Genomic DNA, 24,677 nt, shown 5'->3' on the forward strand with positions numbered 1-24,677 from the left:
ACGGATTCTAGCACTCCCAGTATTAGAGTGCTAAATCCATAAAAGTTCCCATTATTGCACCTCTTATTCTGTTTTGTTATATCACCGGGGTTCTATAGCTTTAAGGTGTCGTGTCACAGCAAGCCATGCGCCGATAAGACCCAGCGACGCCCCAAGCAATACTAATTGCAGACTGTTCACGAGCCCCAGACCCTGAAGTACAAAGCTACTCTGGTAGGCAGCAGCCAGAGCATTCACCGGCGACGCAAGTATCAGCGTACCCAAAGTGACTAGAATAGCGGCTACCACCCCGCCTCCCAGGCCAAACCATAGTCCTGTGTACAGCAGCGGACGACGCACAAAAGCATCGGTGCCACCCACTAATTTGACGATCACAATCTCGTCACGACGGCTCTCAATAGCCAGCCGTATGGTATTTCCCAGCACCAAAACCACGGCTGCCAGCAGCAAGGCGGCGAGCAACTGAACGGCGCGCCGTCCAAGCGTCATCAAGGACTGCAAACGTTGCAGCCAAAGCGTGTCCAAAAGCGCTTCCTGTACCGCCGGAAGTGACTCCAATTCGGCGCGTAAAACGCCCAGAGCTTCCGGCGATGCAACTACCGGATCTATGAGGAGCAGATGGGGCAGGGGGTTTTCTGGAAGGCTCTGTGCAAGCTCGCCCATACCCGAACGCTCCACAAACTCCGCAAGCGCCTGATCACGGTCGACGAACGTCGCGCTTTTAATGTCATCGCGTTGCGCCAGCGTCAGAGCCAGACTCCGAGCGTCGTCTAACTGCGCATCCATTTGCAAAAAAACCGACAACTGCGCCGGTCGGTCCAACTGTTCTCCAAGCTGCGCAACATTATCCAGGACCACCCACAAACCGCTGGGCAGAGCAATGGCAATACCGATCACCAGCCAGGTCATGCAACTTGAAATCGGTTGCTGCAACACCTTGGCCAGACTGTCTGCGGCGGACTGACTGTGGTGCCGACGCCAACCGCGCCAGCGTTCAGCCCAGCGAATACGTCGGGGGCGCGCGTTGCCCGCGGAGGATTTAGCGGCCTTACGCGCCATCAATGGTGATCTCCGGAGACACCAGACGACCACCCTTTAGAGTGAGGGTCCGGTGTCGCAAACGCGAAATCAAGGCCAGGTCGTGGCTGGCAATGAGTACCGTCACTCCGACCCGGCTAAAGTCCACAAACAGCTGCATAATCTCCGCAGACAGCTCGGGGTCAAGGTTGCCGGTAGGCTCGTCTGCCAGAAGGATAGACGGACGAGCAACGACCGCCCGGGCAATACCCACTCGCTGCTGTTCACCGCCAGAGAGACTCATGGGCATGGCTTGAACCCGATCCAGTAAGCCCACCTTGTCTAGAGCCGCGTTCACCCGGCGATCAATATCGCGGTACTCAAAACCTGCGATCTGCAACGGCAGCGCCACGTTGTCAAAAACAGGGCGGTCCATGAGCAGTTTATGGTTTTGAAACACCACGCCAATGGATTGCCGATGCCGGGGTATGCTCCCTCGGCGAAGCTTGCCCAGGTCGGCGCCAGCGACAACAACACGACCACGACTGGGTCGCTCCATGAGCATAATCAGTCGAAGTAAGGTGCTTTTTCCGGCACCAGAATGCCCCGTAAGGAATACCAATTCCTCCTGATCTATGGAGAAACTGACTTCGCGCAGCGCATCGTGGCTGTTGTCGTAGCGTTTACTGACGCGCTCGAAGCTGATCATGGCTCACTCAATCGCGATCAAACAGAGCCTGAATAAACTCTTCGGCAACAAAGGGCCGAAGGTCCAGAGCAGATTCTCCAACACCAATAAAACGAATCGGGAGGCCAAGACGCCGCGCGATCGCAAAAATCACACCGCCTTTCGCCGTGCCATCCAGCTTGGTGAGCGTCAGTCCGGTTACCCCTACGGCATCCCGAAACTGAGAAGCCTGTGAGATAGCGTTCTGTCCAGTACCCGCATCAAGTACGAGCATCACCTCATGAGGAGCATCAGGATTTAACTTGCCCATCACGCGCACGACCTTGCTTAGCTCGTCCATAAGGTGGCTCTTGTTGGAAAGGCGGCCGGCTGTATCGGCAATCAGGACGTCTACGCCTCGCGCCGTCGCCGCCTGCAGCGCGTCATAAATCACCGAGGCACTGTCTGCGCCGCTGTGCTGCGCAATCACCGGCACGTCGTGTCGCTCACCCCAATGCTGCAACTGCTCCACCGCCGCAGCGCGAAAGGTATCGCCGGCAGCCAACATGACCGAGCGGCCCTCTTCCTGAAAGCGTCGCGCCAACTTGCCGATCGTTGTGGTTTTACCTACACCATTCACACCCACCATGAGAATGACAAAGGGCGACCCCACAGTCACATCAAGGCTCTTTTCGCAGGGCTGCAAAATGCCCTGCAACTCGTCCCGTAGACCCTGCATCAGTGCCTCAGGATCAGACAGCTCCTTGCGCGAAACCCGATCTGTGAGATGCGTAATAATCTCGCTGGTCGCCTCAATGCCCACATCGGCCATGAGGAGCTGCGACTCCAGCTCCTCGAGTAAATCAGCATCGATGGTTTTGCGGCCCAGAAACAAATTGCCAAACCCGGCGGCCAAACTATCGCTTGTGCGACCCAGGCCCCGCTTCAAACGACCAAAAAGCCCCTGTCCGGCAGGGTCACTGCTGTTCTCGGGCCGTTCAGAAACAGCAGGTGCTGGATCCCGTGTAACGTCCACAGAAATATTTTCTTTGGGGTCATCGGGCTTGGAACTGAAAAACTTCATCACGAAAAACGTTCGACTCAGGCGTGTGTTGTCATCGGGTCTCTATCGTATCATCGCGGGGATTCAAGCTGCGATGGGAGTATTTTTTTGAAGGCAAACAAAGGGAAGGGACAGCTGCGGATTATTGCCGGTCAGTGGCGGGGTCGAAAGCTACCCATTGCCGATCTCACCGGCCTGCGCCCGTCCGCTGATCGCGTTCGTGAAACGCTGTTTAACTGGCTCGCCCCTGAGATTGTCGGCATGCGCTGTCTGGATCTGTTCGCCGGCAGCGGTGCTCTGGGCCTTGAGGCACTATCCCGAGGGGCGGCACACTGCCAATTCGTAGAGCAGCAGGGACAGGCCGCGGGCGTACTCAGGCAAGCACTGGTGGCGCTAGGAGCGGGCCCGCGAGGTGAAGTACAACAGGAAGACGCAAACAAGTTTTTACACAGAGCAGGCGACGAGCAGTTTGATCTGCTGTTCCTCGACCCGCCCTTTGCCAGCAATCTGTTAGATGCCGTCTTGGAACAACTCACAGACAGTCCCTTGCTCAGCGAGAATGCTCTGATCTATCTGGAGTATGCGCCCGGCCAAAACCCGATTACGCCAGTTGGCTGGGAACAATATCGAAGCAAAAAGAGCGCCGGAGTGATCTACGAGTTATACCGCAACAAAACACCCTGATTGAGAGGGCGATGGCGATTGTTTAGTATCCCTGCTCTTCCTTATCCGGATACGCGCCGTGGACAACCGAACAGTTATTTATCCCGGGACTTTTGATCCCATCACCAACGGACACGTAGATCTGGTGGAGCGCGCGGCAAAATTATTTGACCGCGTCGTCGTCGCTATTGCGTTTAGCGAGAAAAAGACGCCATTGTTTGATCTCGATGAACGGGTCGCGCTCTGTGCCGATGCACTCACAGGGATAGAGAACGTGGAGGTGAAAGGCTTTAGTAATCTGCTCACCGACTTTACGATCAGCGAGAACGCACGCTGCGTCTTGCGCGGACTGCGCGCGGTGGCGGATTTTGAATATGAGTTTCAGCTGGCGAACATGAATCGAGCGCTTTACCCGGAGTTCGAGAGTATCTTTCTGACTCCCAGCGAGCATCTGTCTTACATATCTTCGTCGCTGGTGCGCGAGATCGCGGCCTTGCAGGGAGACATCACACCATTCGTGCCCAGTAACGTCAGTGACGCGCTAGCTCGAAAATTTCCGAGCTAGCTCCCAGGGACTCGATGAGCCGCGCAAGCGTTGCGCAGCAGAGCTTATTGCTCTAGTTCGGCAGCTGCCTGCTCGGTTTCTTCCGCTTTGCGAGCGCGCCGACGTTCGACATCCTTGTAGCTATAGCCAGAAACCCGACAACCTAAACACCGTACGAAAGTTTCCCTTCCTGGGCCCAGTACCAAGCTTTCGGCTGACTCAGATACAGAACCCGCCAATGCGGTGAACGGCAAAGAGACAATAAAAGCAGCACCGCCCACAGCCGTCATAACAAGACCGATGGGGCGCGCAACAACGAGATCCCCGGCCATGGCGAAAGCATTAGGTTTTTCATCGATAGAACTCTGGGCAAACACCGATGGCGCCAACATTAGGGCGACAAGGACCAGGCCAATCTGACGTTTTACTTGCAATATTTGAGCTAACACGTTGTTTCCTCCGCAATAGGGGCTGGCTGAGCTCGCTCCAAGTGTACGCAGATCAGCGCTGACAGGCTACGCAATAAACACTCGCGCGCTGTCCAATAACTTTGTCCCGAAGAACCGTCCCACAGGCCTTGCAGGGCTTTCCCGAGCGGCCATAAACATACAGCTGTTGGGCGAAGTAACCGGGCTTCCCATCACCCCCCACGAAGTCGCGCAGCGTAGTTCCGCCTTGCTCTATGGCGTTAGTAAGCACTTGCTTTATATGGCCTGTAAGAAGCTCGTAGCGGGCTCGAGACACACGCTTCGCAGCACGATCTGGACGTATCCCCGCGAGGTACAGCGCTTCGCTAGCGTAAATATTACCGACACCTACGACGGTGGCCCCATCCATGATGAAGGGCTTAATCGCGAGTTTACGCCCTCTGGAGAGATCAAAGAGTCGGCTGCCGTCGAAGTCCTCGGACAGGGGCTCAGGGCCCAGTTTGGCCAAAGGTACGAGGGGCTCACCGGTAGCAAACCACTGGAAACTCCCAAAGCGTCGAGGATCGTTGTATCGCAGCACGGCGCCGCTATCGAGCTCAATATCAATGTGATCGTGCTTAGCGGTCGCCTGAGGCTCCAGGAGTATCCGCAGGGAGCCAGACATGCCCAGGTGCACCAATAATGTGCCGCGATCCATGCAAAACAACAGGTATTTAGCGCGACGCTCAAGCCGCAAAATTGACTGGTCTCGAAGAGTCTCTGGCAATGACGAAGGCACGGGCCAGCGCAAACGAGTATCCCGGAGCGTCACTGCGACAACCCGGCGACCCTCACTGTGAGCACGGAGACCGCGACGGGTCGTCTCGACCTCAGGTAGTTCAGGCATGAGCGCGACTCCCTGACTTACGTTTAGGTATAAAAAGCTTTAGGTACAAAAAACCCCGGCAATTGCCAGGGTTTCTATAGATGCTGCGCCTGATTCCCAGACACCAGCAGAAGAACAAAACCTTACTTGATTTTGCCTTCCTTATACATCACGTGCTTACGAACCACGGGGTCGTATTTTTTCATCTCCAGCTTGTCTGGAGTCGTGCGCTTGTTCTTGTCCGTGGTGTAAAAATGCCCGGTACCCGCGCTGGAGTTCATGCGAACTTTTTCTCTCATGATGCTACCTCTTCTAATCTTTTACAGTGAGACGCGTTGCGTACTCAGACTTTTTCGCCACGTGCGCGCAATTCGCCAAGAACGGTATCGATACCTTTTTTGTCGATGATGCGCATACCTTTGCTAGAGACGCGCAAACGCACAAAGCGCTTTTCGGACTCAACCCAGAAACGATGCTGGTGCAAATTAGGCAAGAACCTGCGACGTGTGCGGTTCTTGGCGTGGGATACGTTGTTACCGGTTACCGGTCGCTTACCGGTGACCTGACAGACTCTGGCCATGATTTCCTCGCTGGACCCAAGCGGCTAAGCACCATTGTATGGTTGCTTGCTCAGGCAAAAGCACTAAATTTCAATAAGTTACGCGTTTTGGGAGTGGCTCCCCAGCTCGCGGAGCGCGACTTTATACCAGAAGCACCCCCTGCGGGCAAGCAAAGGTGGAGCAGAAAATTAAGCAATGAGGTGATCTGCCGCTAAATCAAACCGGCTTCTGCAAACGAATAACAGCTCCCTCTACCGACAATCACGTGGTCCAGCACGGGTACATCTACCAAGGCTAAGGCATCGCGCAAACGCTGAGTAATCCTGCGGTCAGCGCTGGATGGCTGAGTGAGTCCAGAGGGATGATTATGCGCAAGAATTACCGCTGCCGCACGATACTGCAGTGCGCGGACCACTACCTCTCTTGGGTACACAGCTGCGCCATCTAAAGTACCCAAAAAAACATCATCGCAGTAGAGCAGTCGATGCTGGGAATCTAGAAACAAACAGCAAAAGACCTCTCGGGCCCGGGTGCCCAAATGATGCTGCAAAAATAAACGGGTCCGCTCGGGACTTGTCATCACATCTCGCTGGGTTAACGGTTGTTTTGCGCAACGCCTTGCAAGCTCCAAGGCCGCCAACAAACGCGACACAGTAGCCGGCCCTAGCCCTGGTTCAGCCAGGAGCTGCTGTTGATTAGCAGTGAACAAGCCGGCAAGACCATCCGAGCGTCTCAGTAGCAAGGCAGCATGCTGAGTCGGGCATTTTCCTGCGTTGCCCCGGGGTAGAAGCAGCGCTAACAGCTCTGCATCGGAGAGTGCATCAGGACCCCGATCCAGCAACTTGGTCCGCGCTGACTCGTCACGCACTGCCTCACAATATGACATGGCCAACTACTCCTTGAGCGCCTGGTCACTGCGCAGCCCGTGCCATCCACAGGCGCAAATGTTATCGTCCTATGGGTTTTATTTTCCCAAGGTATGCAAGCTAATGGGACATCTAAACAATCGCCGGGTACTTCTGGCGGTTTGCGGCGGAATCGCCGCGTACAAATCCGCTGAACTTGTGCGCAAACTCCAGGATTCGGGGGCCGAAGTGCGGGTAATCATGACGCGCGGCGCCCAGGAGTTCATCACGCCCCTGACCCTCCAAGCACTCTCGGGCAACACGGTGCATCACAGCCTTCTCGATGAGGAGGCCGAGCGAGGGATGGGGCATATTGAACTCGCTCGCTGGGCAGACCTTATGCTGATTGCGCCGGCCACGGCGGATTGCATGGCTCGCCTTGCCGCAGGGCGGGCGGATGATCTATTGACCACGGTTGCCCTTGCTACGTCAGCACCGATGTTGCTGGCACCGGCGATGAACCAACAAATGTGGAAAGATCTGGCAACACAGGCCAACCTCGCGACCCTGGTTGAACGGGGCATGCATTTTGCGGGGCCGGACAGTGGCGAGCAGGCCTGCGGTGATATCGGACCCGGGCGAATGCTGGACCCCGTTGCCATTGCGGAAAGTGCTGCATCATTGTTTAAAAGTGGCGCATTGGCAGGCCAGCGCGTGGTGATCACCGCAGGGCCAACACGGGAACCACTGGACCCTGTGCGATACATCTCCAATCACTCCTCCGGCAAGATGGGTTACGCCCTTGCCCGAGCTGCGATTGATGCCGGCGCCAGTGTTCAGCTTGTTTCCGGACCGGTAGCCCTTGCCGTACCCGACCGTGTGAATTGCCACTCAGTGGGCACCGCGCAGGAGATGCTGGACGTCTGTATGACGCTGCTAGAAGACTGCGACATTTTTATCGGCTGCGCCGCCGTAGCCGATTACCGACCCCTGAGCGCTTGTGAGCAAAAGATCAAAAAATCCAGCCAAGAAATGTCCTTACAACTCACCCGCAATCCGGACATTCTCGCCAGTGTTACCAGCCACATAGCTAAACCCTTTAGCGTAGGCTTTGCGGCTGAGACAGAGAACCTACGAGAGCATGCGCTAGGCAAGCTTGAGCGTAAGGGCCTGAACATGATTGTCGCCAACGATGTCAGCGACAGCAGCATTGGCTTCAACAGTGAAAACAACGCGGCTTTGTTACTTTGGCGAGAGGCTGAGGGTAACGGAGAGCTCAATGTCGAGCAGTGCTCTAAGGACGTTCTTGCGGGTATCATTATTTCGAAGATCGCGCATCTTAGGCGGGCTTAGGTCGGTGTCATTGATACCAGGCCCCGATTCCAGTTCGGCGCCCGAGAGTCTATGATAACGGCACACAATAAATGCGCCCTGCTCGGCAGACGCTAGGGACCTCGTAGATGAAGCTTACACTTCCCGGGAAAAAGAAACCGCAACCGGGCAAAGCCTCGATGGAGGAGCAGCGCAGCACCCACGGGGTTAATGCGCAAGGCAACATGCTCCGTGCCTCATTGTTAACAGGCTTTGCTGTAGTTCTGGTACCGCTGCTCCTGTCCACAGCGTATCTGGCATTGCTACACGCCCCGGCACAAAAATCCGCACTCATCGAACAAGTTTCCGATAACTATGCAGCACAACAAGCCCGCTATATCGGCGACAGCATCGCAGCACTTCGCGCAAGGGTTGAGTCAGCCGTTCGCTCGCCCCTGGCACTACAGGCCATTGCCGAACAAAACCCGGCGGACATACGTCTCGTCGAACAAGCCATGCTGGATTATTTCCCTGAGGCTGTAAGCCTTCGCTTACTACCCTTGAGCGATATGGGGACGGCGGATCTAGCGGGGGGCTTCCAGGGGCTGCGCAACCACATCGAAGTTGACCTGGTCAGACGCGTCAGTAACAACGAGCCAGCAGAACCCGAGGCCTATCAGTTCGAAGGCCAGTGGCTGGCATCTCTTGCACAAGTGACCACGCACCCACGCATGCCTTCCCGGCGGGCTGTTGTGCTGTTAACCGTCGATACGAGCACTCTTGAAGCGATGTTGAGCTATCCAAAAGGCATGGTCGGTGAGTTCGTTCTTGAGCAACGGGTCTACAGTGAAGGCGTTGATCGCGATATACGCATTGCCCATCAGGGCTCGGGTGCCGATGTGGAAGCCAGGCATGCGGACGTCGAAGACACACCCTGGCGCGTTCTTTTTGCACCATCGGCAGCACTCATAGACGAAGCGAGCAATCGTGTCAGTCCGCCTTACGGCATTCTGACCTTACTTGTTGCCTGCTGCTTAGCCGGGTTTTTCCTTGCGCTGCAGCGCGGCAGTAAGGCGCTAGAGGGAGAAATCGCGCGCATCGTTGATGGTGCTGAGCATCGTACTGCGCTGGACGTGCACATCCCGGAATTGGTGCCTCTGGCCAAAAACCTCCGGAAGCTGACCTTGCGTCGGGCCCGCATGGGCAATACCAGAAATATCGTTCCTGCTGTGGACACTCATACGGCCGCATCCAGCAATACCGCAATGACCTCCGTAGACGGTCCGTCTACTCACGGTCTGCCGCCAAATATCTTCCGCGCTTATGACATCCGCGGAATCGCGGATACCGATCTCGATGATGAAACGGTCTTTCGCATTGGCAGTGCCATTGCCACAATCGCCGGCGAACTCGGTGAACAAACGCTGTGTATTGGTTATGACGGTCGAGCCAGCAGCAGTCGTATCAAAGGCGTACTGGAAAAAGCCATATTGCAGGCCGGCAGAGACGTTATCGATATCGGTCTGGTACCTACGCCACTGCTGTACTTTGCAACCTCGCTATTGGAAGCAAAGTCTGGCGTCATGATTACTGGCAGTCATAACCCTGCCGAGTACAACGGCATGAAGATCGTGCTGAAAGGGCAGACGGTCGCCGAAGGTACCATCGAAAAGATTCGCAATATCGCTCAGACCGGTCGATTTAGTAAGGGCACTGGGCACCTGATTCAGCGTGATGTAGTGAGTGAGTACCTGGACGAAGTCGTGAGCGATATCGCTATCGCTGTACCTCTCAAGATTGTGGTCGACGCCGGAAATGGCGCTACAGGTCACATTGCGCCCGCACTTCTTGAGGAGCTTGGCTGCGAAGTCATCCCGCTTTTTTGCGAAGTAGACGGACGCTTCCCTAACCGCTCCCCGGATACCGGCAACGAAGACAACCTAAGCGCGTTGGTGCGCGAGGTAATCTCTAACGACGCCGATTTTGGCGTAGCCTACGATGGCGATGGCGACCGTCTGGTGGTAGTCACCGGCACCGGCAAGATCATCCGCAGCGACACGCTCATGATGATTTTTGCTCGAGACGTTGTCACCCGAAACCCTGGCGCAGACGTCGTCTACGACGTGAAATGCAGCCGCAATCTGGCCCAGCTGATTACAGGGCTTGGAGGTCGTCCCGTACTATGGAAGACCGGCCACGCATTGATGAAAGAGAAGATGGTAGAAACCGGGGCCTTGCTGGGTGGGGAGTTTTCGGGACATGTTTTCTTTGGCGAACGCTGGTATGGATTCGACGACGGCATGTACGCCACGGGCCGTTTGGCCGAAATACTGTCATCTCAGGATCAGAATCTCGATGACTTGATTGCCGATCTGCCGGTTGCCATGAGCACACCAGAAATTTTGATTCCGGTATCGGACAATGAAAAGTTCTCGCTGATGCAGAAGTTTATTGAATCGGCCCGCTTCGCTGATGGCAAACCCAACAACCTCGATGGTCTTCGGGTGGATTTTCAGGATGGCTGGGGCTTACTCCGTGCCTCCAACACCGGTCCGGCGCTCACGGCACGTTTCGAAGCAGGTGATGAAGCGGGACTCGAAAGAATTCGGGGGTTGTTTCGGGAACAGCTGGCCGCAGTCGCACCGGATTTAACAATACCCTTCTAGAAGCGCCCTCAGGACGCCTCCACTCAAGGACACAACATGTCGCTCACACCGGACTCCGCCATGAACGCTGCCCGCGTTCTCACCGAAGCCCTACCCTACATTCAACGCTTCACCGGTCGCACCATCGTTGTGAAATTCGGTGGGAACGCTATGGTTGACCCGGCGCTGCAAGAGAGCTTCGCCCGGGACATCGTGCTCATGAAACTGGTGGGAATGAACCCAGTCATCGTGCACGGCGGAGGGCCACAGATTGGCGAGCTGCTTAAGAAACTCAGTATCAAAAGTGAATTTGTCGACGGCATGCGGGTTACCGATTCTCAGACCATGGACGTTGTCGAAATGGTCCTGGGAGGCAGCGTCAACAAAGCAATTGTCTCCTCAATCAGCCGCAATGGCGGTAAGGCCATCGGTGTCTCTGGAAAAGATGGCCGGCTAATACGTGCCCAACGAATGCAGGTCACCCGCCACTCTCCGGGCTTAGACGCTGCGGAGATCATTGATATCGGTCAGGTCGGCGAAGTACGTCAGATCGATCGGGAGATTCTCGATGTCATCCTCGATAGTAATTTCATCCCTGTTATCGCACCCATAGGGGCGGATGATGAGGGGAACACATACAACATTAACGCGGACCTGGTAGCCGGTAAAATTGCTCAGGTCATGCAGGCAGAAAAACTGATGCTCCTGACCAACGTAGCGGGCCTGCTGGACGCGTCTGGCTCTGTACTCACAGGATTATCGACCGCGAGAGTGGATGAGTTGATTGCCGATGGCACGGTCTACGGTGGAATGCTGCCAAAAATTGGCTGCGCATTGGATGCCGTGAAGTCCGGCGTTGCCTCGGCGCACATTGTCGACGGCCGCGTCCCACACGCGGTGCTATTGGAGATATTCACAGATGAGGGTATGGGAACAAAGATCACTCGTCGCGGAGAAGATTAAGCCCATAAACACATCCCTTTTTCGGTAGTGTGTTGCCCCGATGCGGGGCAATCGCTACGATGCCTGTTCTAGCCAATTTATGAGCGCCCTATGCCGAGAAATGTCCAGCGTCGTCAGCAGATACTTGAGGCCCTGGCGCAAATGCTGGAAGACAACCCTGGCGACCGCATTACCACAGCGCGTCTGGCGGCCAAAGTCGGAGTCTCAGAAGCAGCGCTGTATCGACACTTCCCCAGTAAAGCCAAAATGTTCGAGGAACTCATCGAGTTCATCGAGGACACGCTGTTTCAGCGTATTGCGCTAATTTTGCAGGACGAGGAGGGTGTCTCAGCCCGCTGCAATCACATCCTGTACCTACTGATTACCTTCGCCGAGCGTAACCCCGGCATCAGTCGGGTGCTGACAGGAGAGGCATTAACGGGAGAAACCCAGCGCCTGCGCCATCGAGTAAATCAAGTACTTGATCGCGTAGAAACACAAATTCGTCAGGTGCTACGAGAAGCTGAATTACGCGAGAGTTTGCGTCCAATGCTGCCGCTACCAGAGGCGGCTAACCTGCTGCTTGCCTGCGCCGAAGGACGGATTACCCAATTCGTGCGCAGCGAGTTCAAACGCAGCCCAAGTGCGGGCTGGGAACAGCAATTCAGTTATGTGATGGAGGGCTTTTTTCGGGAAGTACCTTCTTTGAGCCGAAAACAGTCTAAGGTGAGCCAACAACAGCAGGAGACTAGCCCACAAGAATCAGACACTGGATTGTCCTCTGGCATCAAGAGTACCAGCGCTGGCGGAAGTCTTTAGCCCTCTCCGGCCGACATCGACTTGCGCATTTTGACGACGTCCAAGAGCGTGGTAAAGCGTTCAATGTCTTTTTGATAATTAGCTTCTACCGTCGCAATCTCCATCTGACGGTCACTCACGGCTCGTTCCGTAGCCGCGATGTCAGCCTGAAGATCATCAATCGCAGAAAGATGCTCAACACTCACAGCATTACCTTGGCGCTCCTGGTCGGCCGCCAAGGCTTGATAGTTCTCTACCTGCTGCTTCAATGAGCGCAATTTGCCTTTTAAAATACTGACGCGAATACGCAGGTCTCTAAGCTCCCTGTCCCGGGCAGCTTCTATGTCTTCAATAGTGCTGTAGCGCAGTAGCAGTGACTCGTCCCAACGGCGTAGTCGCTCGCGATCTTCGACTGCTTCGCGCTCAAGGCGAGCTTCGCTATTGAGCCCATCACGCTCTCCCGCGTCCAGGGTTCTTGGGACAACGGCCACCAATGCACCCATGGCGCTGAGGATATCGTAGCCGTTAGCTACATACTCTGGCGGCACCTGATAACCGACCACCGCGTGGCCCTCAGCATTCGTGTATCGATACATCTGACGACTTTGCGCCGACGCCTGGGGGGCCGCCAGAGTGACCACCGCTGCCAGAGCGACGGCAATTGCCAAAGCACCCACGGGGATCGGCCCAGCGATGGGGTATATGCTGCGAAAAAGCTTCATTTCGCTAATATATGCTTGCAGGAGATGCACCACAAGTCAGACACCATAATGCTCACGGTACGCTCTCAGGGCAGACAACGCCCCCGCAGCAACGTTGCTACCGCTTGTCGTATCGTCTTCCAAATACGCAATGAGGTCCTGCATGGCGATAATGCTGTACACCGGCACCTTCCAACGCTGTTCGATTTCCTGAATGGCAGAGAGCTCTCCCTGACCGCGTTCCTGACGATTAAGACCTATAACTACTCCCGCAAGTTCCGCACCCGCGACAGTGATCATATCGATAACCTCCGCGACCGCCGTACCGGCAGTAATCACATCATCGATCACCAGGACCCGTCCTCGAAGTGCTGCGCCCACCAAAATCCCACCCTCACCATGACTCTTGGCTTCTTTTCGATTGTAGGCAAAAGGGACATCGCGCCCATGCTGGTCCGCCAACGCCACAGCGGTAGTGGTTGCCAGAGGAATACCCTTGTAAGCCGGACCCAACAGCACGTCGAAGGCGATACCGGAATCCACGATGCATTGCGCGTAATAGCGGCCTAGGGCAGCAAGGGCGCCCCCGCTATCAAATGCACCTGCGTTAAAGAAATAGGGGCTCTGACGACCAGATTTCAGTGTGAAATCACCAAAACGCAAAACGTCGCAACGTCTTGCCAGGTCAATAAAATCGCGTTGGTAGGCTTGCATGAAGAGTCCAGACAATAAAGGGGAAAGTTACTCTGACAGTGTATTCTGTCATCGGTCGTTTCTGTATCATAGCGCCTCGAAACATTAGGGGTTCGCGATGAGAATCATCAGCTTCAGCGCAGATGGGTTGCATGAAGCCGCCAAACGGGGTTTTTATGACTGGCTCTCCCGCCAGGACGCCGATTTCATCTGTATTCAGGATATCCGCTGTTCTGAATACGACTTAAAAGATGACATCTTCTTCCCCAGCGACTACAACGCTTACTTTTTTGACGACGTTAACGGCAAGGATAACGGCGTTGCGATCTATTGCCGTACGCTGCCCAAAGCTATTATGACCGGTCTGGGCTTCGCCGATTTTGATATGCAGGGGCGCTATATTCAGGCGGATTACGGCGAACTTTCCATTGGCTGTCTTCTTGCGCCTGTGGCCAATGATGGCGCAACTGATGAGCAGGCCAACAAGAACGCGTTTTTCTCGTTGCTAGGCGCTCACCTTGAAAAGGTCCGCAATAAACGCCGCAAATTTGTGATCTGCGGAAACTGGCACGTGGCCCACACCGCCGCGGACATGCAGAACAGTGCGGAAAACAGCAATCGCTCTGGATTTCTTCCGGAAGAACGTCAGTGGATAGACGAGTTACTCAATAACGGCTATCGCGATGCGTTTCGGCAGGTATGTACCGACAGCGATGCCTACAGCTATTGGCCTGAAGAACGCGGTGAAGACGGTTGGCGTGTCGATCTGCAAATCATCTCTGAAGAGCTGCAATACAGTGTGGAGCATGCCGCTATCTACACGGGCGATAGCTTTTCTCGCCATGCGCCCGTGATCATAGATTACGATATCGACATCTAAGACTAACCCGACGTCGAATCAGAGACTCAACCTGTGGCCAGCGCCTCGCGCTGACGCTCGATGAGCGTAGAAATGCCACCGCTTGCCAGATCCAGCATCTGATCAAGTTCGGTGCGCGAGAAGGGCGCCGCTTCGGCGGTTCCCTGCACTTCGATAAACTCTCCCTGTTCAGCCATGACAACGTTCAGATCCGTGTCAGCGTTGGAGTCTTCCAGATAATCAAGGTCAAGTACCGCCTCTCCTCGATACACACCCACGGACACGGATGCAACGAAGTGACGCAGCGGGTCGGTGCTGATCTTTTTGTCGCGCTGAAGGCCATTAATAGCATCAACCAGGGCTACAAAGGCGCCGGTAATAGACGCGGTACGAGTGCCGCCATCTGCCTGAATCACGTCGCAATCAAGGGTTATCGTGTGCTCACCCAGCTTGGACAAATCCACGGCGGCTCGAAGAGAGCGACCGATAAGCCGCTGAATCTCCTGCGTGCGACCACCTTGCTTGCCTCGAGCAGCCTCGCGACCCATGCGCGAGCCGGTAGAGCGGGGCAGCATTCCATATTCTGCAGTAATCCAACCCGAATTTTTGCCACGCAAAAACCGGGGAACACTGTCTTCAACACTCGCAGTACAAATCACACGGGTGTTACCGAAGCTCACCAGAACCGAACCCTCGGCATGACAGGTAAATTGGCGCTCGATGGAAATGTCGCGCAGTTGGTCGGTGGCCCGGCCACTGGGTCTTGGCATTAGGGAAGTTCCTTGTTTACATCAAAGCGCGCAGTATACGCTGACAAGGCGCGGGCTGAGGTAAGTCAGGCCGCCAATACGCTCAATTTTTACTAAGGATCCGCTTGATGACTCTGCACAGCATGACGGCTTTCGCTCGCGAGGCCGCCTCAGCACCCACCACGCTGGTAGTAGAGCTGCGAAGCGTCAATCATCGCTATCTCGACTACCACTTCAAGCTCCCGGACAGTCTTCGGGCCTTGGAGCCCAAGCTTCGTGATGGGCTTGCCAAAGCATTAAAGCGAGGCAAGGTGGATTGCCAGATTCGCGTGGTCGACAGCGCGACTAAAGACACCCTGGAGGTCAACCAGGAGCGTCTCGCGGCGCTACTGACTGCACTTGCTGGCGTGCGTGCGCAATGCAGCGATGCAAGCTCACCGGATGCTTTGGCGCTGCTGCAATTTCCCGGTGTGTGCCACAGCGAAGAACTCGAGGAATCGAGTGTGCAAAGCGCGGCCTGGCAGCTCTTTGAATCTGCACTGCAAACTCTTCAGGAGACTCGAGCGCGAGAAGGCGCACATCTAGAAGAGTTTCTGCGTCGCCGCCTGAAGGGGATTGGTGATGAGGTGGCAACACTCCGACAGGCCCTCCCTGCGCTACGAACCCGTCAGGAAGAAAGGCTGCGTCGGCGCCTCGAAGAACTCGAGCAACCTCTAGACGCAGGCCGCATCGAGCAGGAACTGGTAATGCTCCTGCACAAAGCCGATGTAGACGAGGAGCTTGATCGCCTGGAAGCCCATATCAAAGAGACCACAAGAATCCTGGATAAGGGCGGTCCCTGCGGGCGACGTCTGGACTTTCTGATGCAGGAGCTAAACCGCGAGGCCAATACGCTATCGTCTAAAGCGACAACGAGCAGTACTACGCAAAGTGCCGTTGAACTGAAAGTTCTCATCGAGCAAATGCGCGAACAAGTTCAAAACATCGAGTAAGCGCGGCGTAATTCAGTCGCAAAAACTCCCGCGCTACCGTAATCTGCGTCCTGCCGCAGCCAGACCCAACCTGGGGACCGACATCAGCATGCAACAACAATCAGGCACACTGTTTACTATTTCCGCCCCCTCCGGCGCCGGCAAAACCAGCCTGGTCAGAGCGCTGGTAGACGCCGAACCGAGTCTGCAAGTATCCGTCTCGCACACCACCCGGCCTATTCGGCCCGGTGAAACTGATGGCGTAAACTACCATTTTTGCGATCGACCAACATTTGAGGGCATGCTCGAAAAAGGATCTTTCCTCGAACATGCACAGGTTTTCGGAAATATTTATGGAACTTCACAGCATTTTGTCGAAGACCAGCTAGCCTCGGATGCTGACGTCATGCTGGAAATTGACTGGCAGGGAGCTCGTCAGGTGAAACGGCTGCTCCCGGCAACCTGCTCTATATTTGTGTTGCCGCCCTCAGAACAAGCCTTACGCGATCGACTCAGTCAGCGTGGCCAGGATGATATGGATACCATCGAACGTCGCATGGCCGCCGCAGTGTCCGAAATGTCACACTACGTTGAGGCCGACTATCTGGTCATTAACGATATTTTTGACGAAGCGCTTCTAGAGCTTCAAGCGATCGTTCAGTCTCAGCGCCTGCAGACCGACAAACAATCGCACCGCCACAGCGCGCGACTTAAAGCGCTACTCGGATAAGCCACCGGTGCAGGCGCCTGGGTGCTTCCCGGCGGGGGCCTTAGCCGATCCTGGGAACACCGCAAGATTACCGAATTTCCGCGAGCATCTAGCGAGGGCTTTGAGCTATAATGGCCGGCTATTCGGTGCTCACGCTCGTGCGTCCCGACTCAAAACTAAGCCCCTGAGTTGTTTTGAGGGTTTACTGAAACTTACTGTTGGGAAGAAATATGGCACGTGTAACTGTAGAGGACTGCCTTGAGTCCGTAGACAACCGCTTTGAGCTGGTGATGGTAGCGAGCAAGCGCGCTCGACAGCTAGCGACCGGTGGCAAAGAGCCTCTGGTTCAAGAAGAGTCCGACAAGCCCACAGTGATTGCTTTACGTGAAATCGCAGAAGGACTGGTAACACCGGACACGCTCAATCGTGAAGACGAATTGGACGCCGAGGAAGAACTCGCCGAAGTGATGGGTGCAAGCGAAAGCTTCTAAGCCCCTGACTGATAGCAGCGGCTACGCTATCCGTAGCACGCTGCTCTCAGGCTCGCGTGAGAGCCGCCTCGGACTCTGGCTGTTTCCGCAGTAGCGGCCGCGATCTATCATGCAGACCATTGATTCTCTCGATGCCAGCCTGCGCTCCTATTTGGACGAACAGCAAAGCACCCTCGTGCGGCGGGCCTACTATTATGCGGAGCAAGCGCATTTTGGTCAGCAACGACGCAGTGGCGAACCCTACGTAACACACCCGCTGGCCGTAGCCGGCATCCTCGCCGACATGCACATGGATCATCAAAGTCTGATGGCCGCGATGCTGCACGATGTCATCGAAGATACAGGCGTAGACAAAGACGCTATCGAAGCCCAGTTTGGTAAATCGGTAGCAGAGCTTGTTGACGGTGTTAGCAAACTGACCCAGATTGAATTCGACTCTCTCGAAGAAAAACAGGCCGAGAATTTTCAGAAAATGGCCTTGGCGATGGCTCGGGACATACGCGTCATTCTGGTTAAACTCGCGGACCGCCTCCACAACATGCGTACCCTCGGGGTGCTTCCTACCGCGAAAGCCCGACGGATTGCTAAAGAAACCCTGGATATCTACGCCCCCATTGCTATGCGCCTGGGGATGAATTCCGTACGTATGGAGTTCGAAGACCTGGGCTTCAGCGCACTGTATCCGATGCGCGCACGTAGAATCGATGCGGCTCGTCGTGCCGCTCGCGGCAATCGCATGGCGCTAGTCGACAAGATGCGCAGCCAGATCGAAAACGCGCTGGCACAAGATGAGCACGAAGCCACCGTGATTGGACGGGAAAAGCACCTCTACAGTATCTATGAAAAAATGCGTGCCAAAAAGAAGTCCTTCGCAGAGATTATGGATATCTATGCGTTCCGGGTTGTCGTGGACTCCGTAGACAGCTGTTATCGCGTACTGGGATGCATTCACTCACTCTACAAACCCTTGCCTGGGGAATTCAAGGATTACATCGCAATACCCAAGGCCAACGGCTATCAATCACTACACACGGTCACTATGGGTATGCACGGGGTACCGATCGAAATCCAGATCCGTACCCGGGAAATGGAAGAAATGGCGAACAACGGCATCGCCGCGCACTGGCTGTACAAAAGCAATTCAGACACCGCTAAAGGCTCGCACGCCCGTGCCCGACAATGGGTGCAGGGCCTGCTGGAGATGCAGCAGCGCGCAGGCAACAGCCTTGAGTTCATCGAGAGCGTGAAGATCGACCTGTTTCCCGATGAGATCTACATTTTTACGCCCAAGGGCAGCATCATGGAACTGCCCCGGGGTGCAACGGCGGTAGACTTTGCCTATGCCGTGCACACGGAACTGGGTAATACCTGCGTTGCCTGTCGAATCAATCGGCGCCTCGCACCCTTGTCTGAGCCCCTTGAAAGCGGCCAGACGGTGGAAGTGATTACCGCTAACGGTGCGCGCCCCAACCCATCTTGGTTTAACTATGCGATTACCGCCAAGGCCCGCAGTAATATCCGCCATTACCTCAAGCACCAGACTCAGGAAGACGCCGTTGCTCTGGGACGCCGGTTACTGGATAAGTCTCTCGGAGGCTTTGAACTGAGCATCGCGGAGTTGTCGCAGGCGCGTCTGGCCAGCTACCTCGAAAGTGCGGGTCTAAGTGCATTGGACGACCTTCTAGCCGAGTTAGCGCAGGGTAAGCGCCTCCCGGGCGTCGTGGCTTCACAGCTCGCGGGAGAAACAAACACCGAGGGGCCCACACCTCAACCCGGCAGTGATTCACCCTTAGCGATACGCGGCACCGAAGGCTTTATGGTTAGCTACGCACGCTGCTGCAGGCCCTTACCGGGAGATCCAATAGCGGGCTATATCAGCTCCGAACGCGGAGTCATCGTGCACCGGGAGAATTGCCGCAATCTTGCGGACATGCGTGAGAAGCCAGAACAATGGATCCCCCTTCGTTGGGATGATCCTGTAGAGGGGGAGTTCCTCGCAGAGCTTCGTATCGAGACAGAAAATCGCCGCGGGGCGATTGCCACCATCGCAACACGCATTAACAGCATGGATGTGAACATCGACAAAATCAGCTCAACGGACAAGGATTATCAGTTCACTTATGTTGATCTGGATCTACACGTCGAAAGCCGGGTGCATCTTGCTCGCATCATGCGACGCCTTCGAAGCATCGATAGCGTGCGGCGAGTGAGCCGCGTGCGCAACTAACAACAGCAGTATCTACACACAACAGGAGCAAACCGTGAGTAATCGTGCAATGATCGCTACGCCCCGGGCCCCCGCGGCCCTGGGCCCTTATTCTCAGGCCGTCAAGGTCGGCAACACCGTCTGGCTATCCGGACAGATTCCTCTTGTCCCCGAGACCATGGAGGTCGTTGACGGTGATGTCACAGCGCAGGCTAACCAGGCTTTTAGCAACCTGGCCGCGGTCGCTGAAGCGGCCGGCGGCAGTCTGGACGACGCGGTAAAGATTAATATTTCTCTCACTGACATGCAGGATTTCGCGGCGGTAAACGCGGTAATGGAAATCTTCTGCAATGAGCCTTACCCCGCCAGAGCCTGTGTTCAGGTGGCGGCTTTACCCAAAGGCGTATCAGTGGAGATCGAGGCCGTCCTCGCGCTCTGAGTGCGCGATCCAGCGATGGAGCACGGCACCGTAGCCGGCTTGATAGTCGGGATACTGCAGCGTATAGCCAGTGGCATGCAATCGGGCATTGCCAATACGTTTGTGCGCCGGAGTATCGGCGGCCGTGGCCGGGGTCACTGGTGCGTAAGGCAGGCCAAGCTGAGTGCACAGCCAAGCTTCCATTTCCTGCAGCGCGACCGGGGCGTCATCCACCAAATTGATGATTCGGTCATCCAAGGTCAGCTTTCCTGCCAGCCCGGCGGCCATAAAAGCTGCCACGTCATCGCGATGAATGCGGTTGCCGTAGCGCAGCGGCTCTGCAGGAGAGAGGTTCCCCGCAGCCACACGTTTGAGCAATGGTCCGGGGCCGTGCCCGTACAGCCCGCCAGCTCTCAGCACCACGCCAGTATCAATGGCCTTAAGAAAGCTCTGCTCCGCGAGCAGGATTGCCATCACATGAGAATTCTGGTCAGCGGTGGCGCTGCTCTCGTCTACCCAGTCACCGCTGGCTTCGCTGTAAACACGGGTGCTCGAAATAAAAAATGCGTGGCGCACACGATGCTTCCCAAGTCCTGCAACAATACCTGTCATGGCCTCCGCAAACCCCTCGTGATATCCCGCGGGACTTCGGTCGGCAGGGCTCAGCGCAATGACCAAGGCGTCCGGCTGCAGTCGCTCGAGCACGCGAAGGCTGTCGGCGTCGCGAAGATCCACCGCGACACTCTCGACGCCCGGCGGAACAGCATTCGCACTGCGCCGCAGGCCAACGCAGCGCCAGTTCGACGGTGGCAACAAGCCGGTGAGGCGTTCACCGAGATCGCCAAAGCCGACGATGGCTATCGTTTTACGCTGCACAATCCTGTCTCCCTTAGGGTTTTTAAATTACCGCCGCACGGCCAGACGCCGACCTTGCTATGAGTGGAATTGTCACACAAAGCCTGGAGTCCCTGCGCGGTGTGGGACCGAAAATGGCAGAACGTCTGCGCAGCTACGGTATCAGCAGCGCCGCAGACCTACTCTTCCACCTTCCCCTGCGCTATCAGGACAGAACACAGGTCACTCCCATCGGTGCACTACAAGACGGTACCCAGGTCGTTATAGAGGGCGAGATCGCCCTGGTGAGTGTTAGCGGTGGCGGTGGTCGACGGTCGCTGCTGGTGAAACTTCAAGACGGCACTGGCACCGCAACCTTACGCTTCTTTCACTTTTCCTTGGCGCAAAAAAATGCGCTGCAAAAGGGTGATCGTCTGCGCTGCTTTGGCTCCGTCCGCCGCGGGGCGCAACACACGGAGATGATCCATCCCGAGTACTGCCGCAGTTTTGGGAATGACGGCAACGAAGAGTCGCTGACACCCATCTATCCCAGTACTGAGGGCATTAGTCAGGGGCAGTGGCGCAAACTCTCTGACCAGGCTTTACTCCTACTGGCAAAGAACCCCCCGGCGGAGCTACTTCCCGAGCGCAAGAATGACTACGGCCTAAGTTCTGCGCTGCAGTTTTTGCATCGCCCACCACCGGGAGCTGACCTGCAGGCGCTTAGCGACGGTCGTCATCCGGCCCAGCTGCGTCTCGCCCTGGAAGAGCTTACAGCGCATCAACTCTCTATGCGTGAACTTCGAGCTCGTAGTCGGGAACACGCAGCTCCCAGGCTCGAAGATAAACAAAAGTTAGGCAAACGCTTTCTTGAGGCGCTACCGTTTGAACCAACGGGCGCTCAGCATCGCGTCATGGGAGAAATCACGGCCGATCTGGCAACTGCCAAGCCAATGCTCCGGCTGGTGCAGGGAGATGTTGGCTCCGGCAAAACCATAGTTGCGGCTGCGGCAGCGCTTATAGCCATTGCCAGCGGTTACCAAGTTGCCGTAATGGCACCCACAGAACTTCTCGCGGAACAGCATCGGCGCAACTTTGCGAGCTGGTTTGCCGACTTGAACGTCACACAGATGTGGCTCGCAGGAAGCGTCAAAGGACAAAAACGCGAACAGGCGCTCGCAGCCATAAAAAGCGGTGACGCCTCACTGGTAATAGGCACCCACGCGCTGTTTCAAGAGGGCGTCCAGTTTGCACAGTTAGGCCTGGTGATCGTGGACGAACAGCATCGCTTCGGCGTTCACCAGCGTCTGGCGCTCAGTGAAAAGACTGCGGGGGAGTCGCGCGCTCACCAGCTAATCATGACCGCAACCCCCATTCCCCGCACTCTATCAATGGTCGCTTATGCGGATCTGGACTGCTCAATCATTGATGAGCTGCCTCCAGGACGACAACCGGTAGGTACGGTGCTCATCGACAATCAGCGTCGCCCGGAAATCATCGAGCGAGTCGCGCATGCCTGCCGGGATGGTCGTCAGGTCTACTGGGTCTGCACCTTAATCGAAGACAGCGATACGCTCCAGGCGCAGGCCGCCGAGTCCAGTTACGCCGAGCTGGCAAATGCATTGAAGGGTGTTGCTGTTGCGATGGTCCACGGCCGCATGAAAGCCAAAGAAAAAGACGCTGTTATGAGCGCATTCAAAGCGGGGGAGTACCAGCTGTTGGTCGCAACGACAGTGATCGAGGTGGGCGTGGACGTACCTAACGCAACACTCATGATCATCGAGAACCCCGAGCGCCTTGGCCTGGCTCAGCTCCATCAACTGCGGGGTCGCGTGGGTCGCGGCAGTGCGGCAAGCCACTGCGTGCTCTTATATCAATCCCCCATGGGCAAGCAGAGTCGCGCGCGCCTGCAGGTCATGCGCGAAAGTAACGATGGCTTCTACATTGCCGAGGAAGACCTACGTCAACGGGGCCCCGGCGAGGTATTGGGCACTCGGCAAACCGGCCTTATGGAGTTTCGCGTTGCGAGATTGCCGGAACACGAGCATCTCCTGGACGAGGTTCAAGACATCGCCGAAGAGCTCCACACATCTCAGCCTCAACTCGTTCAGCCCTTGATCCGACGCTGGGCCGGAGACCGCCAGGCTTTTGCTAACGTCTAGCGGCGAGACAGCCTCATGCCATGATGGGCGGCAGTAGTTTCTGTAAGCTCATCTTTTCCTTGGTGGCATCGCCGGTAAGTGCAAAACCCAAAAGGTCTCCTGCTGCGTTGCGATACTCTCCTCGAGTACTCATCCCATCGACGGTGAATGCCCATTCGCCTTCGGCATTCGCCGCAGGCGGCGCCACTACGGTTGGGCAGGCAGGCACCTTAATAGTCACGGGCATTGCCGGATAACTCACCTGCGTTACCTCACCCGCGAGGGTTTTCCCCAGCGCCCGAGCGGCCGCCATTAGAGGGGCTACGTATACCAGAACGTGCCCCGCCACCTCGGCGCAGTCGCCCAGGGCATATACGTCTGCAGCACTGGTTTTAAGATGTCGATCGGTAACAATTCCACGATTCACTGCAATGCCAGAAGCCTTCGCAAGCTCGATGTTCGGCCGTACACCTACGGCGGACACTACGATATCCGCGTCCAGCATCCTGCCGTCACTGAGTGAGACTTGGACATAATCAGTGCTGCCAGCGGCATAATTCACCTCGGTGACCAATGGCCCAAAGTGAAAACGCGCGCCCTTGGCTTCGAGTCCGGCTTGCAATGCCCTGGCGCAGGGCTCGGGAAGTAATGTCGGCAGACAATGCTCAAGGGGGTCGATAACATCAATTTCAAAACCACCATTGAGCAAATCATTGGTGAATTCGCAGCCAATAAGACCACCACCGATAATAGCGACGCGCTTGACCTCCAGCCTTTGCATCGCCGTACGAAAATCGTCGTAATCCATAAGATCGTTAACGGAATACACCCTTTCCAGTGCATCACCTCCCAGGGGAGGCCGAATCACGCTGGCACCAGTGGCAAAAACCAGCGCGGCGTAATGCACCTCGCTCTCTCGATCTGCAAAGCTCAACACCTTACGCTGGGTGTCCACAGCCTGTACTCGAGTCATGGTCCAGACACTGGCATTGAGATTGGCGGCCATGGTTCCCGCATCGCTCTGGGTGAGCGCCTCAGCATCCGTATTCTTGGTGTAGCCGGTAGACAGCATGGGCTTGGAGTAGGCCCTGCCATCGTCCTCGGTAATCAGTAAAAGCGGCGTATCGCTATCGTGTTTGCGAAACTCTCGAGCAATGCCATAACCGGCAAGTCCTGTTCCGATGATCACCACGGGGGCCGGTTGTGCTTCAGCGCCGGGAGTCTGATGATGAGGTGCGTCTTCCTGAACAGCTTCTTCCAGAAGCTCAAAGTCCTCTTTACCCACGCCGCAATCCGGACACAGCCAGTCCTGGGGTACATCTTCCCAGCGGGTTCCGGGCGCGATACCGTCATCAGGCCAGCCTTTGGCTTCGTCATAGATAAGTCCACAGACGATACATTCCCATTTGCGCATGGCTGATGAGCTCCTTTCTACTGTATGCATTCTTCTCGGCGGGCGGCAAGATTAGCACGTCAGACAACTGCTCTGAAAACCCATCCAATCGGCTTGCATGCGAGACAAACATCACGCATTCTCAGCCTCCCCACCGGCTAGAT

General features: G+C 56.0%; 26 protein-coding genes. 13 read left to right on the forward strand and 13 right to left on the reverse strand.

Translation table 11 applies throughout. The features are described from left to right. Nucleotides 1-81: 81 nt before the first annotated feature. From ftsX to ftsY, 3 genes are read right to left on the reverse strand one after another with little or no spacing between them, the layout of a single operon-like run. Nucleotides 82-1,059 carry a permease-like cell division protein FtsX gene (ftsX, locus tag ACI9KD_RS03355; protein WP_414979735.1) on the reverse strand — a complete coding sequence of 326 codons (978 nt, stop codon included), beginning with the start codon at nucleotides 1,057-1,059 and terminating at the stop codon, nucleotides 82-84. Beyond that, on the reverse strand, nucleotides 1,049-1,726 hold the full coding sequence (ftsE, locus tag ACI9KD_RS03360; protein ID WP_414979736.1) for a cell division ATP-binding protein FtsE: 678 nt from the start codon (nucleotides 1,724-1,726) through the stop codon (nucleotides 1,049-1,051). The genes ftsX and ftsE overlap by 11 nt, the downstream gene beginning before the upstream one ends. A gap of 7 nt (nucleotides 1,727-1,733) precedes the next feature. Next, nucleotides 1,734-2,768 carry a signal recognition particle-docking protein FtsY gene (gene ftsY / locus ACI9KD_RS03365; protein ID WP_414979737.1) on the reverse strand — a complete coding sequence of 345 codons (1,035 nt, stop codon included), beginning with the start codon at nucleotides 2,766-2,768 and terminating at the stop codon, nucleotides 1,734-1,736. 87 nt (nucleotides 2,769-2,855) lie between these two features. On the opposite strand from ftsY, the gene rsmD reads away from it, so the two are divergent. Beyond that, on the forward strand, nucleotides 2,856-3,431 hold the full coding sequence (gene rsmD / locus ACI9KD_RS03370) for a 16S rRNA (guanine(966)-N(2))-methyltransferase RsmD (protein ID WP_414979738.1): 576 nt from the start codon (nucleotides 2,856-2,858) through the stop codon (nucleotides 3,429-3,431). Between the two features lie 58 nt (nucleotides 3,432-3,489). After that, nucleotides 3,490-3,975 carry a pantetheine-phosphate adenylyltransferase gene (coaD, locus tag ACI9KD_RS03375; RefSeq protein ID WP_414979739.1) on the forward strand — a complete coding sequence of 162 codons (486 nt, stop codon included), beginning with the start codon at nucleotides 3,490-3,492 and terminating at the stop codon, nucleotides 3,973-3,975. A 44-nt stretch (nucleotides 3,976-4,019) separates the two neighbouring features. Here the strand turns inward: coaD and ACI9KD_RS03380 are convergent, their stop codons facing one another. The 5 genes from ACI9KD_RS03380 to radC all read right to left on the reverse strand — a co-directional run bounded on the left by ACI9KD_RS03380 (nucleotide 4,020) and on the right by radC (nucleotide 6,693). Next, nucleotides 4,020-4,403 (reverse strand): hypothetical protein, encoded by a 384-nt coding sequence (locus ACI9KD_RS03380; RefSeq protein WP_414979740.1) that lies wholly within the window; start codon nucleotides 4,401-4,403, stop codon nucleotides 4,020-4,022. Nucleotides 4,404-4,455: 52 nt separating this feature from the next. Continuing rightward, complete coding sequence (gene mutM / locus ACI9KD_RS03385; protein WP_414979741.1) at nucleotides 4,456-5,268, reverse strand: bifunctional DNA-formamidopyrimidine glycosylase/DNA-(apurinic or apyrimidinic site) lyase; 813 nt, start codon at nucleotides 5,266-5,268, stop codon at nucleotides 4,456-4,458. Nucleotides 5,269-5,390: 122 nt separating this feature from the next. Then, nucleotides 5,391-5,546, reverse strand: a complete 156-nt coding sequence (gene rpmG, locus ACI9KD_RS03390; RefSeq protein ID WP_414979742.1) for a 50S ribosomal protein L33 — start codon at nucleotides 5,544-5,546, stop codon at nucleotides 5,391-5,393. 44 nt (nucleotides 5,547-5,590) lie between these two features. Next, nucleotides 5,591-5,827 carry a 50S ribosomal protein L28 gene (gene rpmB / locus ACI9KD_RS03395; protein ID WP_008293438.1) on the reverse strand — a complete coding sequence of 79 codons (237 nt, stop codon included), beginning with the start codon at nucleotides 5,825-5,827 and terminating at the stop codon, nucleotides 5,591-5,593. Nucleotides 5,828-6,018: 191 nt separating this feature from the next. After that, complete coding sequence (gene radC / locus ACI9KD_RS03400) at nucleotides 6,019-6,693, reverse strand: RadC family protein (RefSeq protein ID WP_414979743.1); 675 nt, start codon at nucleotides 6,691-6,693, stop codon at nucleotides 6,019-6,021. 103 nt (nucleotides 6,694-6,796) lie between these two features. Here radC and coaBC point away from each other — a divergent pair, with 103 nt between their 5' ends. The 4 genes from coaBC to slmA all read left to right on the forward strand — a co-directional run bounded on the left by coaBC (nucleotide 6,797) and on the right by slmA (nucleotide 12,369). After that, nucleotides 6,797-8,005, forward strand: coding sequence for a bifunctional phosphopantothenoylcysteine decarboxylase/phosphopantothenate--cysteine ligase CoaBC (gene coaBC / locus ACI9KD_RS03405; protein ID WP_414979744.1), 1,209 nt, complete (start codon nucleotides 6,797-6,799; stop codon nucleotides 8,003-8,005). Between the two features lie 107 nt (nucleotides 8,006-8,112). Further along, a complete protein-coding gene (locus tag ACI9KD_RS03410) occupies nucleotides 8,113-10,629 on the forward strand; it encodes a phosphomannomutase/phosphoglucomutase (RefSeq protein ID WP_414979745.1) in 2,517 nt (838 codons plus the stop codon). 36 nt (nucleotides 10,630-10,665) lie between these two features. After that, nucleotides 10,666-11,571 carry an acetylglutamate kinase gene (argB, locus tag ACI9KD_RS03415; RefSeq protein ID WP_414979746.1) on the forward strand — a complete coding sequence of 302 codons (906 nt, stop codon included), beginning with the start codon at nucleotides 10,666-10,668 and terminating at the stop codon, nucleotides 11,569-11,571. Nucleotides 11,572-11,661: 90 nt separating this feature from the next. After that, nucleotides 11,662-12,369, forward strand: a complete 708-nt coding sequence (gene slmA / locus ACI9KD_RS03420) for a nucleoid occlusion factor SlmA (RefSeq protein ID WP_414979747.1) — start codon at nucleotides 11,662-11,664, stop codon at nucleotides 12,367-12,369. Here slmA and ACI9KD_RS03425 read toward each other — a convergent pair. Beyond that, nucleotides 12,366-13,070 carry a hypothetical protein gene (locus ACI9KD_RS03425; RefSeq protein WP_414979748.1) on the reverse strand — a complete coding sequence of 235 codons (705 nt, stop codon included), beginning with the start codon at nucleotides 13,068-13,070 and terminating at the stop codon, nucleotides 12,366-12,368. The two genes, slmA and ACI9KD_RS03425, sit on opposite strands and share 4 nt — an antisense overlap. A gap of 36 nt (nucleotides 13,071-13,106) precedes the next feature. Then, nucleotides 13,107-13,763: an orotate phosphoribosyltransferase gene (gene pyrE, locus ACI9KD_RS03430; RefSeq protein ID WP_414979749.1), complete on the reverse strand. Its 657-nt coding sequence runs from the start codon at nucleotides 13,761-13,763 to the stop codon at nucleotides 13,107-13,109. 97 nt (nucleotides 13,764-13,860) lie between these two features. On the opposite strand from pyrE, the gene ACI9KD_RS03435 reads away from it, so the two are divergent. Beyond that, entirely contained in the window at nucleotides 13,861-14,622 is a 762-nt protein-coding gene (locus tag ACI9KD_RS03435; protein ID WP_414979750.1) for an exodeoxyribonuclease III, read from the forward strand. A gap of 26 nt (nucleotides 14,623-14,648) precedes the next feature. On the opposite strand, the gene rph is transcribed toward ACI9KD_RS03435, so the two are convergent. Next, nucleotides 14,649-15,371: a ribonuclease PH gene (gene rph, locus ACI9KD_RS03440; RefSeq protein WP_414979751.1), complete on the reverse strand. Its 723-nt coding sequence runs from the start codon at nucleotides 15,369-15,371 to the stop codon at nucleotides 14,649-14,651. A 107-nt stretch (nucleotides 15,372-15,478) separates the two neighbouring features. On the opposite strand from rph, the gene ACI9KD_RS03445 reads away from it, so the two are divergent. From ACI9KD_RS03445 to ACI9KD_RS03465, 5 genes are all read left to right on the forward strand, one after another. Then, on the forward strand, nucleotides 15,479-16,342 hold the full coding sequence (locus tag ACI9KD_RS03445) for a YicC/YloC family endoribonuclease (RefSeq protein WP_414979752.1): 864 nt from the start codon (nucleotides 15,479-15,481) through the stop codon (nucleotides 16,340-16,342). A gap of 88 nt (nucleotides 16,343-16,430) precedes the next feature. After that, on the forward strand, nucleotides 16,431-17,051 hold the full coding sequence (gmk, locus tag ACI9KD_RS03450) for a guanylate kinase (protein ID WP_414979753.1): 621 nt from the start codon (nucleotides 16,431-16,433) through the stop codon (nucleotides 17,049-17,051). Nucleotides 17,052-17,260: 209 nt separating this feature from the next. Then, complete coding sequence (gene rpoZ, locus ACI9KD_RS03455) at nucleotides 17,261-17,521, forward strand: DNA-directed RNA polymerase subunit omega (protein ID WP_414979754.1); 261 nt, start codon at nucleotides 17,261-17,263, stop codon at nucleotides 17,519-17,521. Nucleotides 17,522-17,630: 109 nt separating this feature from the next. Continuing rightward, the gene (locus ACI9KD_RS03460; protein WP_414979755.1) at nucleotides 17,631-19,748 is read left to right on the forward strand and encodes a RelA/SpoT family protein; all 2,118 of its coding nucleotides are present in this window, start codon (nucleotides 17,631-17,633) and stop codon (nucleotides 19,746-19,748) included. Between the two features lie 34 nt (nucleotides 19,749-19,782). Continuing rightward, complete coding sequence (locus tag ACI9KD_RS03465; protein WP_414979756.1) at nucleotides 19,783-20,166, forward strand: RidA family protein; 384 nt, start codon at nucleotides 19,783-19,785, stop codon at nucleotides 20,164-20,166. Here ACI9KD_RS03465 and ACI9KD_RS03470 read toward each other — a convergent pair. After that, nucleotides 20,134-21,021 (reverse strand): NAD(P)H-binding protein, encoded by an 888-nt coding sequence (locus ACI9KD_RS03470; RefSeq protein WP_414979757.1) that lies wholly within the window; start codon nucleotides 21,019-21,021, stop codon nucleotides 20,134-20,136. The genes ACI9KD_RS03465 and ACI9KD_RS03470 overlap by 33 nt on opposite strands. A 59-nt stretch (nucleotides 21,022-21,080) precedes the next feature. On the opposite strand from ACI9KD_RS03470, the gene recG reads away from it, so the two are divergent. Beyond that, nucleotides 21,081-23,141, forward strand: coding sequence for an ATP-dependent DNA helicase RecG (gene recG, locus ACI9KD_RS03475; RefSeq protein WP_414979758.1), 2,061 nt, complete (start codon nucleotides 21,081-21,083; stop codon nucleotides 23,139-23,141). Between the two features lie 13 nt (nucleotides 23,142-23,154). On the opposite strand, the gene ACI9KD_RS03480 is transcribed toward recG, so the two are convergent. Continuing rightward, on the reverse strand, nucleotides 23,155-24,534 hold the full coding sequence (locus ACI9KD_RS03480; protein WP_414979759.1) for an FAD-dependent oxidoreductase: 1,380 nt from the start codon (nucleotides 24,532-24,534) through the stop codon (nucleotides 23,155-23,157). Nucleotides 24,535-24,677: the final 143 nt, after the last annotated feature.

The sequence above is a fragment of the Congregibacter sp. genome, from assembly GCF_047617445.1.
Classification (GTDB): domain Bacteria; phylum Pseudomonadota; class Gammaproteobacteria; order Pseudomonadales; family Halieaceae; genus Congregibacter.

Coding starts and splice junctions, on each gene's coding strand:
- coaBC (WP_414979744.1), top strand. CDS start 6,797: ATGGGACATCTAAACAATCGCCGGGTACTTCTGGCGGTTTGCGGCGGA.
- ACI9KD_RS03425 (WP_414979748.1), bottom strand. CDS start 13,070: ATGAAGCTTTTTCGCAGCATATACCCCATCGCTGGGCCGATCCCCGTG.
- ACI9KD_RS03480 (WP_414979759.1), bottom strand. CDS start 24,534: ATGCGCAAATGGGAATGTATCGTCTGTGGACTTATCTATGACGAAGCC.
- ACI9KD_RS03460 (WP_414979755.1), top strand. CDS start 17,631: ATGCAGACCATTGATTCTCTCGATGCCAGCCTGCGCTCCTATTTGGAC.
- ACI9KD_RS03410 (WP_414979745.1), top strand. CDS start 8,113: ATGAAGCTTACACTTCCCGGGAAAAAGAAACCGCAACCGGGCAAAGCC.
- ACI9KD_RS03435 (WP_414979750.1), top strand. CDS start 13,861: ATGAGAATCATCAGCTTCAGCGCAGATGGGTTGCATGAAGCCGCCAAA.
- gmk (WP_414979753.1), top strand. CDS start 16,431: ATGCAACAACAATCAGGCACACTGTTTACTATTTCCGCCCCCTCCGGC.
- slmA (WP_414979747.1), top strand. CDS start 11,662: ATGCCGAGAAATGTCCAGCGTCGTCAGCAGATACTTGAGGCCCTGGCG.
- rpmG (WP_414979742.1), bottom strand. CDS start 5,546: ATGAGAGAAAAAGTTCGCATGAACTCCAGCGCGGGTACCGGGCATTTT.
- ACI9KD_RS03445 (WP_414979752.1), top strand. CDS start 15,479: ATGACTCTGCACAGCATGACGGCTTTCGCTCGCGAGGCCGCCTCAGCA.
- radC (WP_414979743.1), bottom strand. CDS start 6,693: ATGTCATATTGTGAGGCAGTGCGTGACGAGTCAGCGCGGACCAAGTTG.
- argB (WP_414979746.1), top strand. CDS start 10,666: ATGTCGCTCACACCGGACTCCGCCATGAACGCTGCCCGCGTTCTCACC.
- recG (WP_414979758.1), top strand. CDS start 21,081: ATGAGTGGAATTGTCACACAAAGCCTGGAGTCCCTGCGCGGTGTGGGA.
- ftsE (WP_414979736.1), bottom strand. CDS start 1,726: ATGATCAGCTTCGAGCGCGTCAGTAAACGCTACGACAACAGCCACGAT.
- ftsY (WP_414979737.1), bottom strand. CDS start 2,768: ATGAAGTTTTTCAGTTCCAAGCCCGATGACCCCAAAGAAAATATTTCT.
- pyrE (WP_414979749.1), bottom strand. CDS start 13,763: ATGCAAGCCTACCAACGCGATTTTATTGACCTGGCAAGACGTTGCGAC.
- rpmB (WP_008293438.1), bottom strand. CDS start 5,827: ATGGCCAGAGTCTGTCAGGTCACCGGTAAGCGACCGGTAACCGGTAAC.
- rpoZ (WP_414979754.1), top strand. CDS start 17,261: ATGGCACGTGTAACTGTAGAGGACTGCCTTGAGTCCGTAGACAACCGC.
- mutM (WP_414979741.1), bottom strand. CDS start 5,268: ATGCCTGAACTACCTGAGGTCGAGACGACCCGTCGCGGTCTCCGTGCT.
- ftsX (WP_414979735.1), bottom strand. CDS start 1,059: ATGGCGCGTAAGGCCGCTAAATCCTCCGCGGGCAACGCGCGCCCCCGA.
- rph (WP_414979751.1), bottom strand. CDS start 15,371: ATGCCAAGACCCAGTGGCCGGGCCACCGACCAACTGCGCGACATTTCC.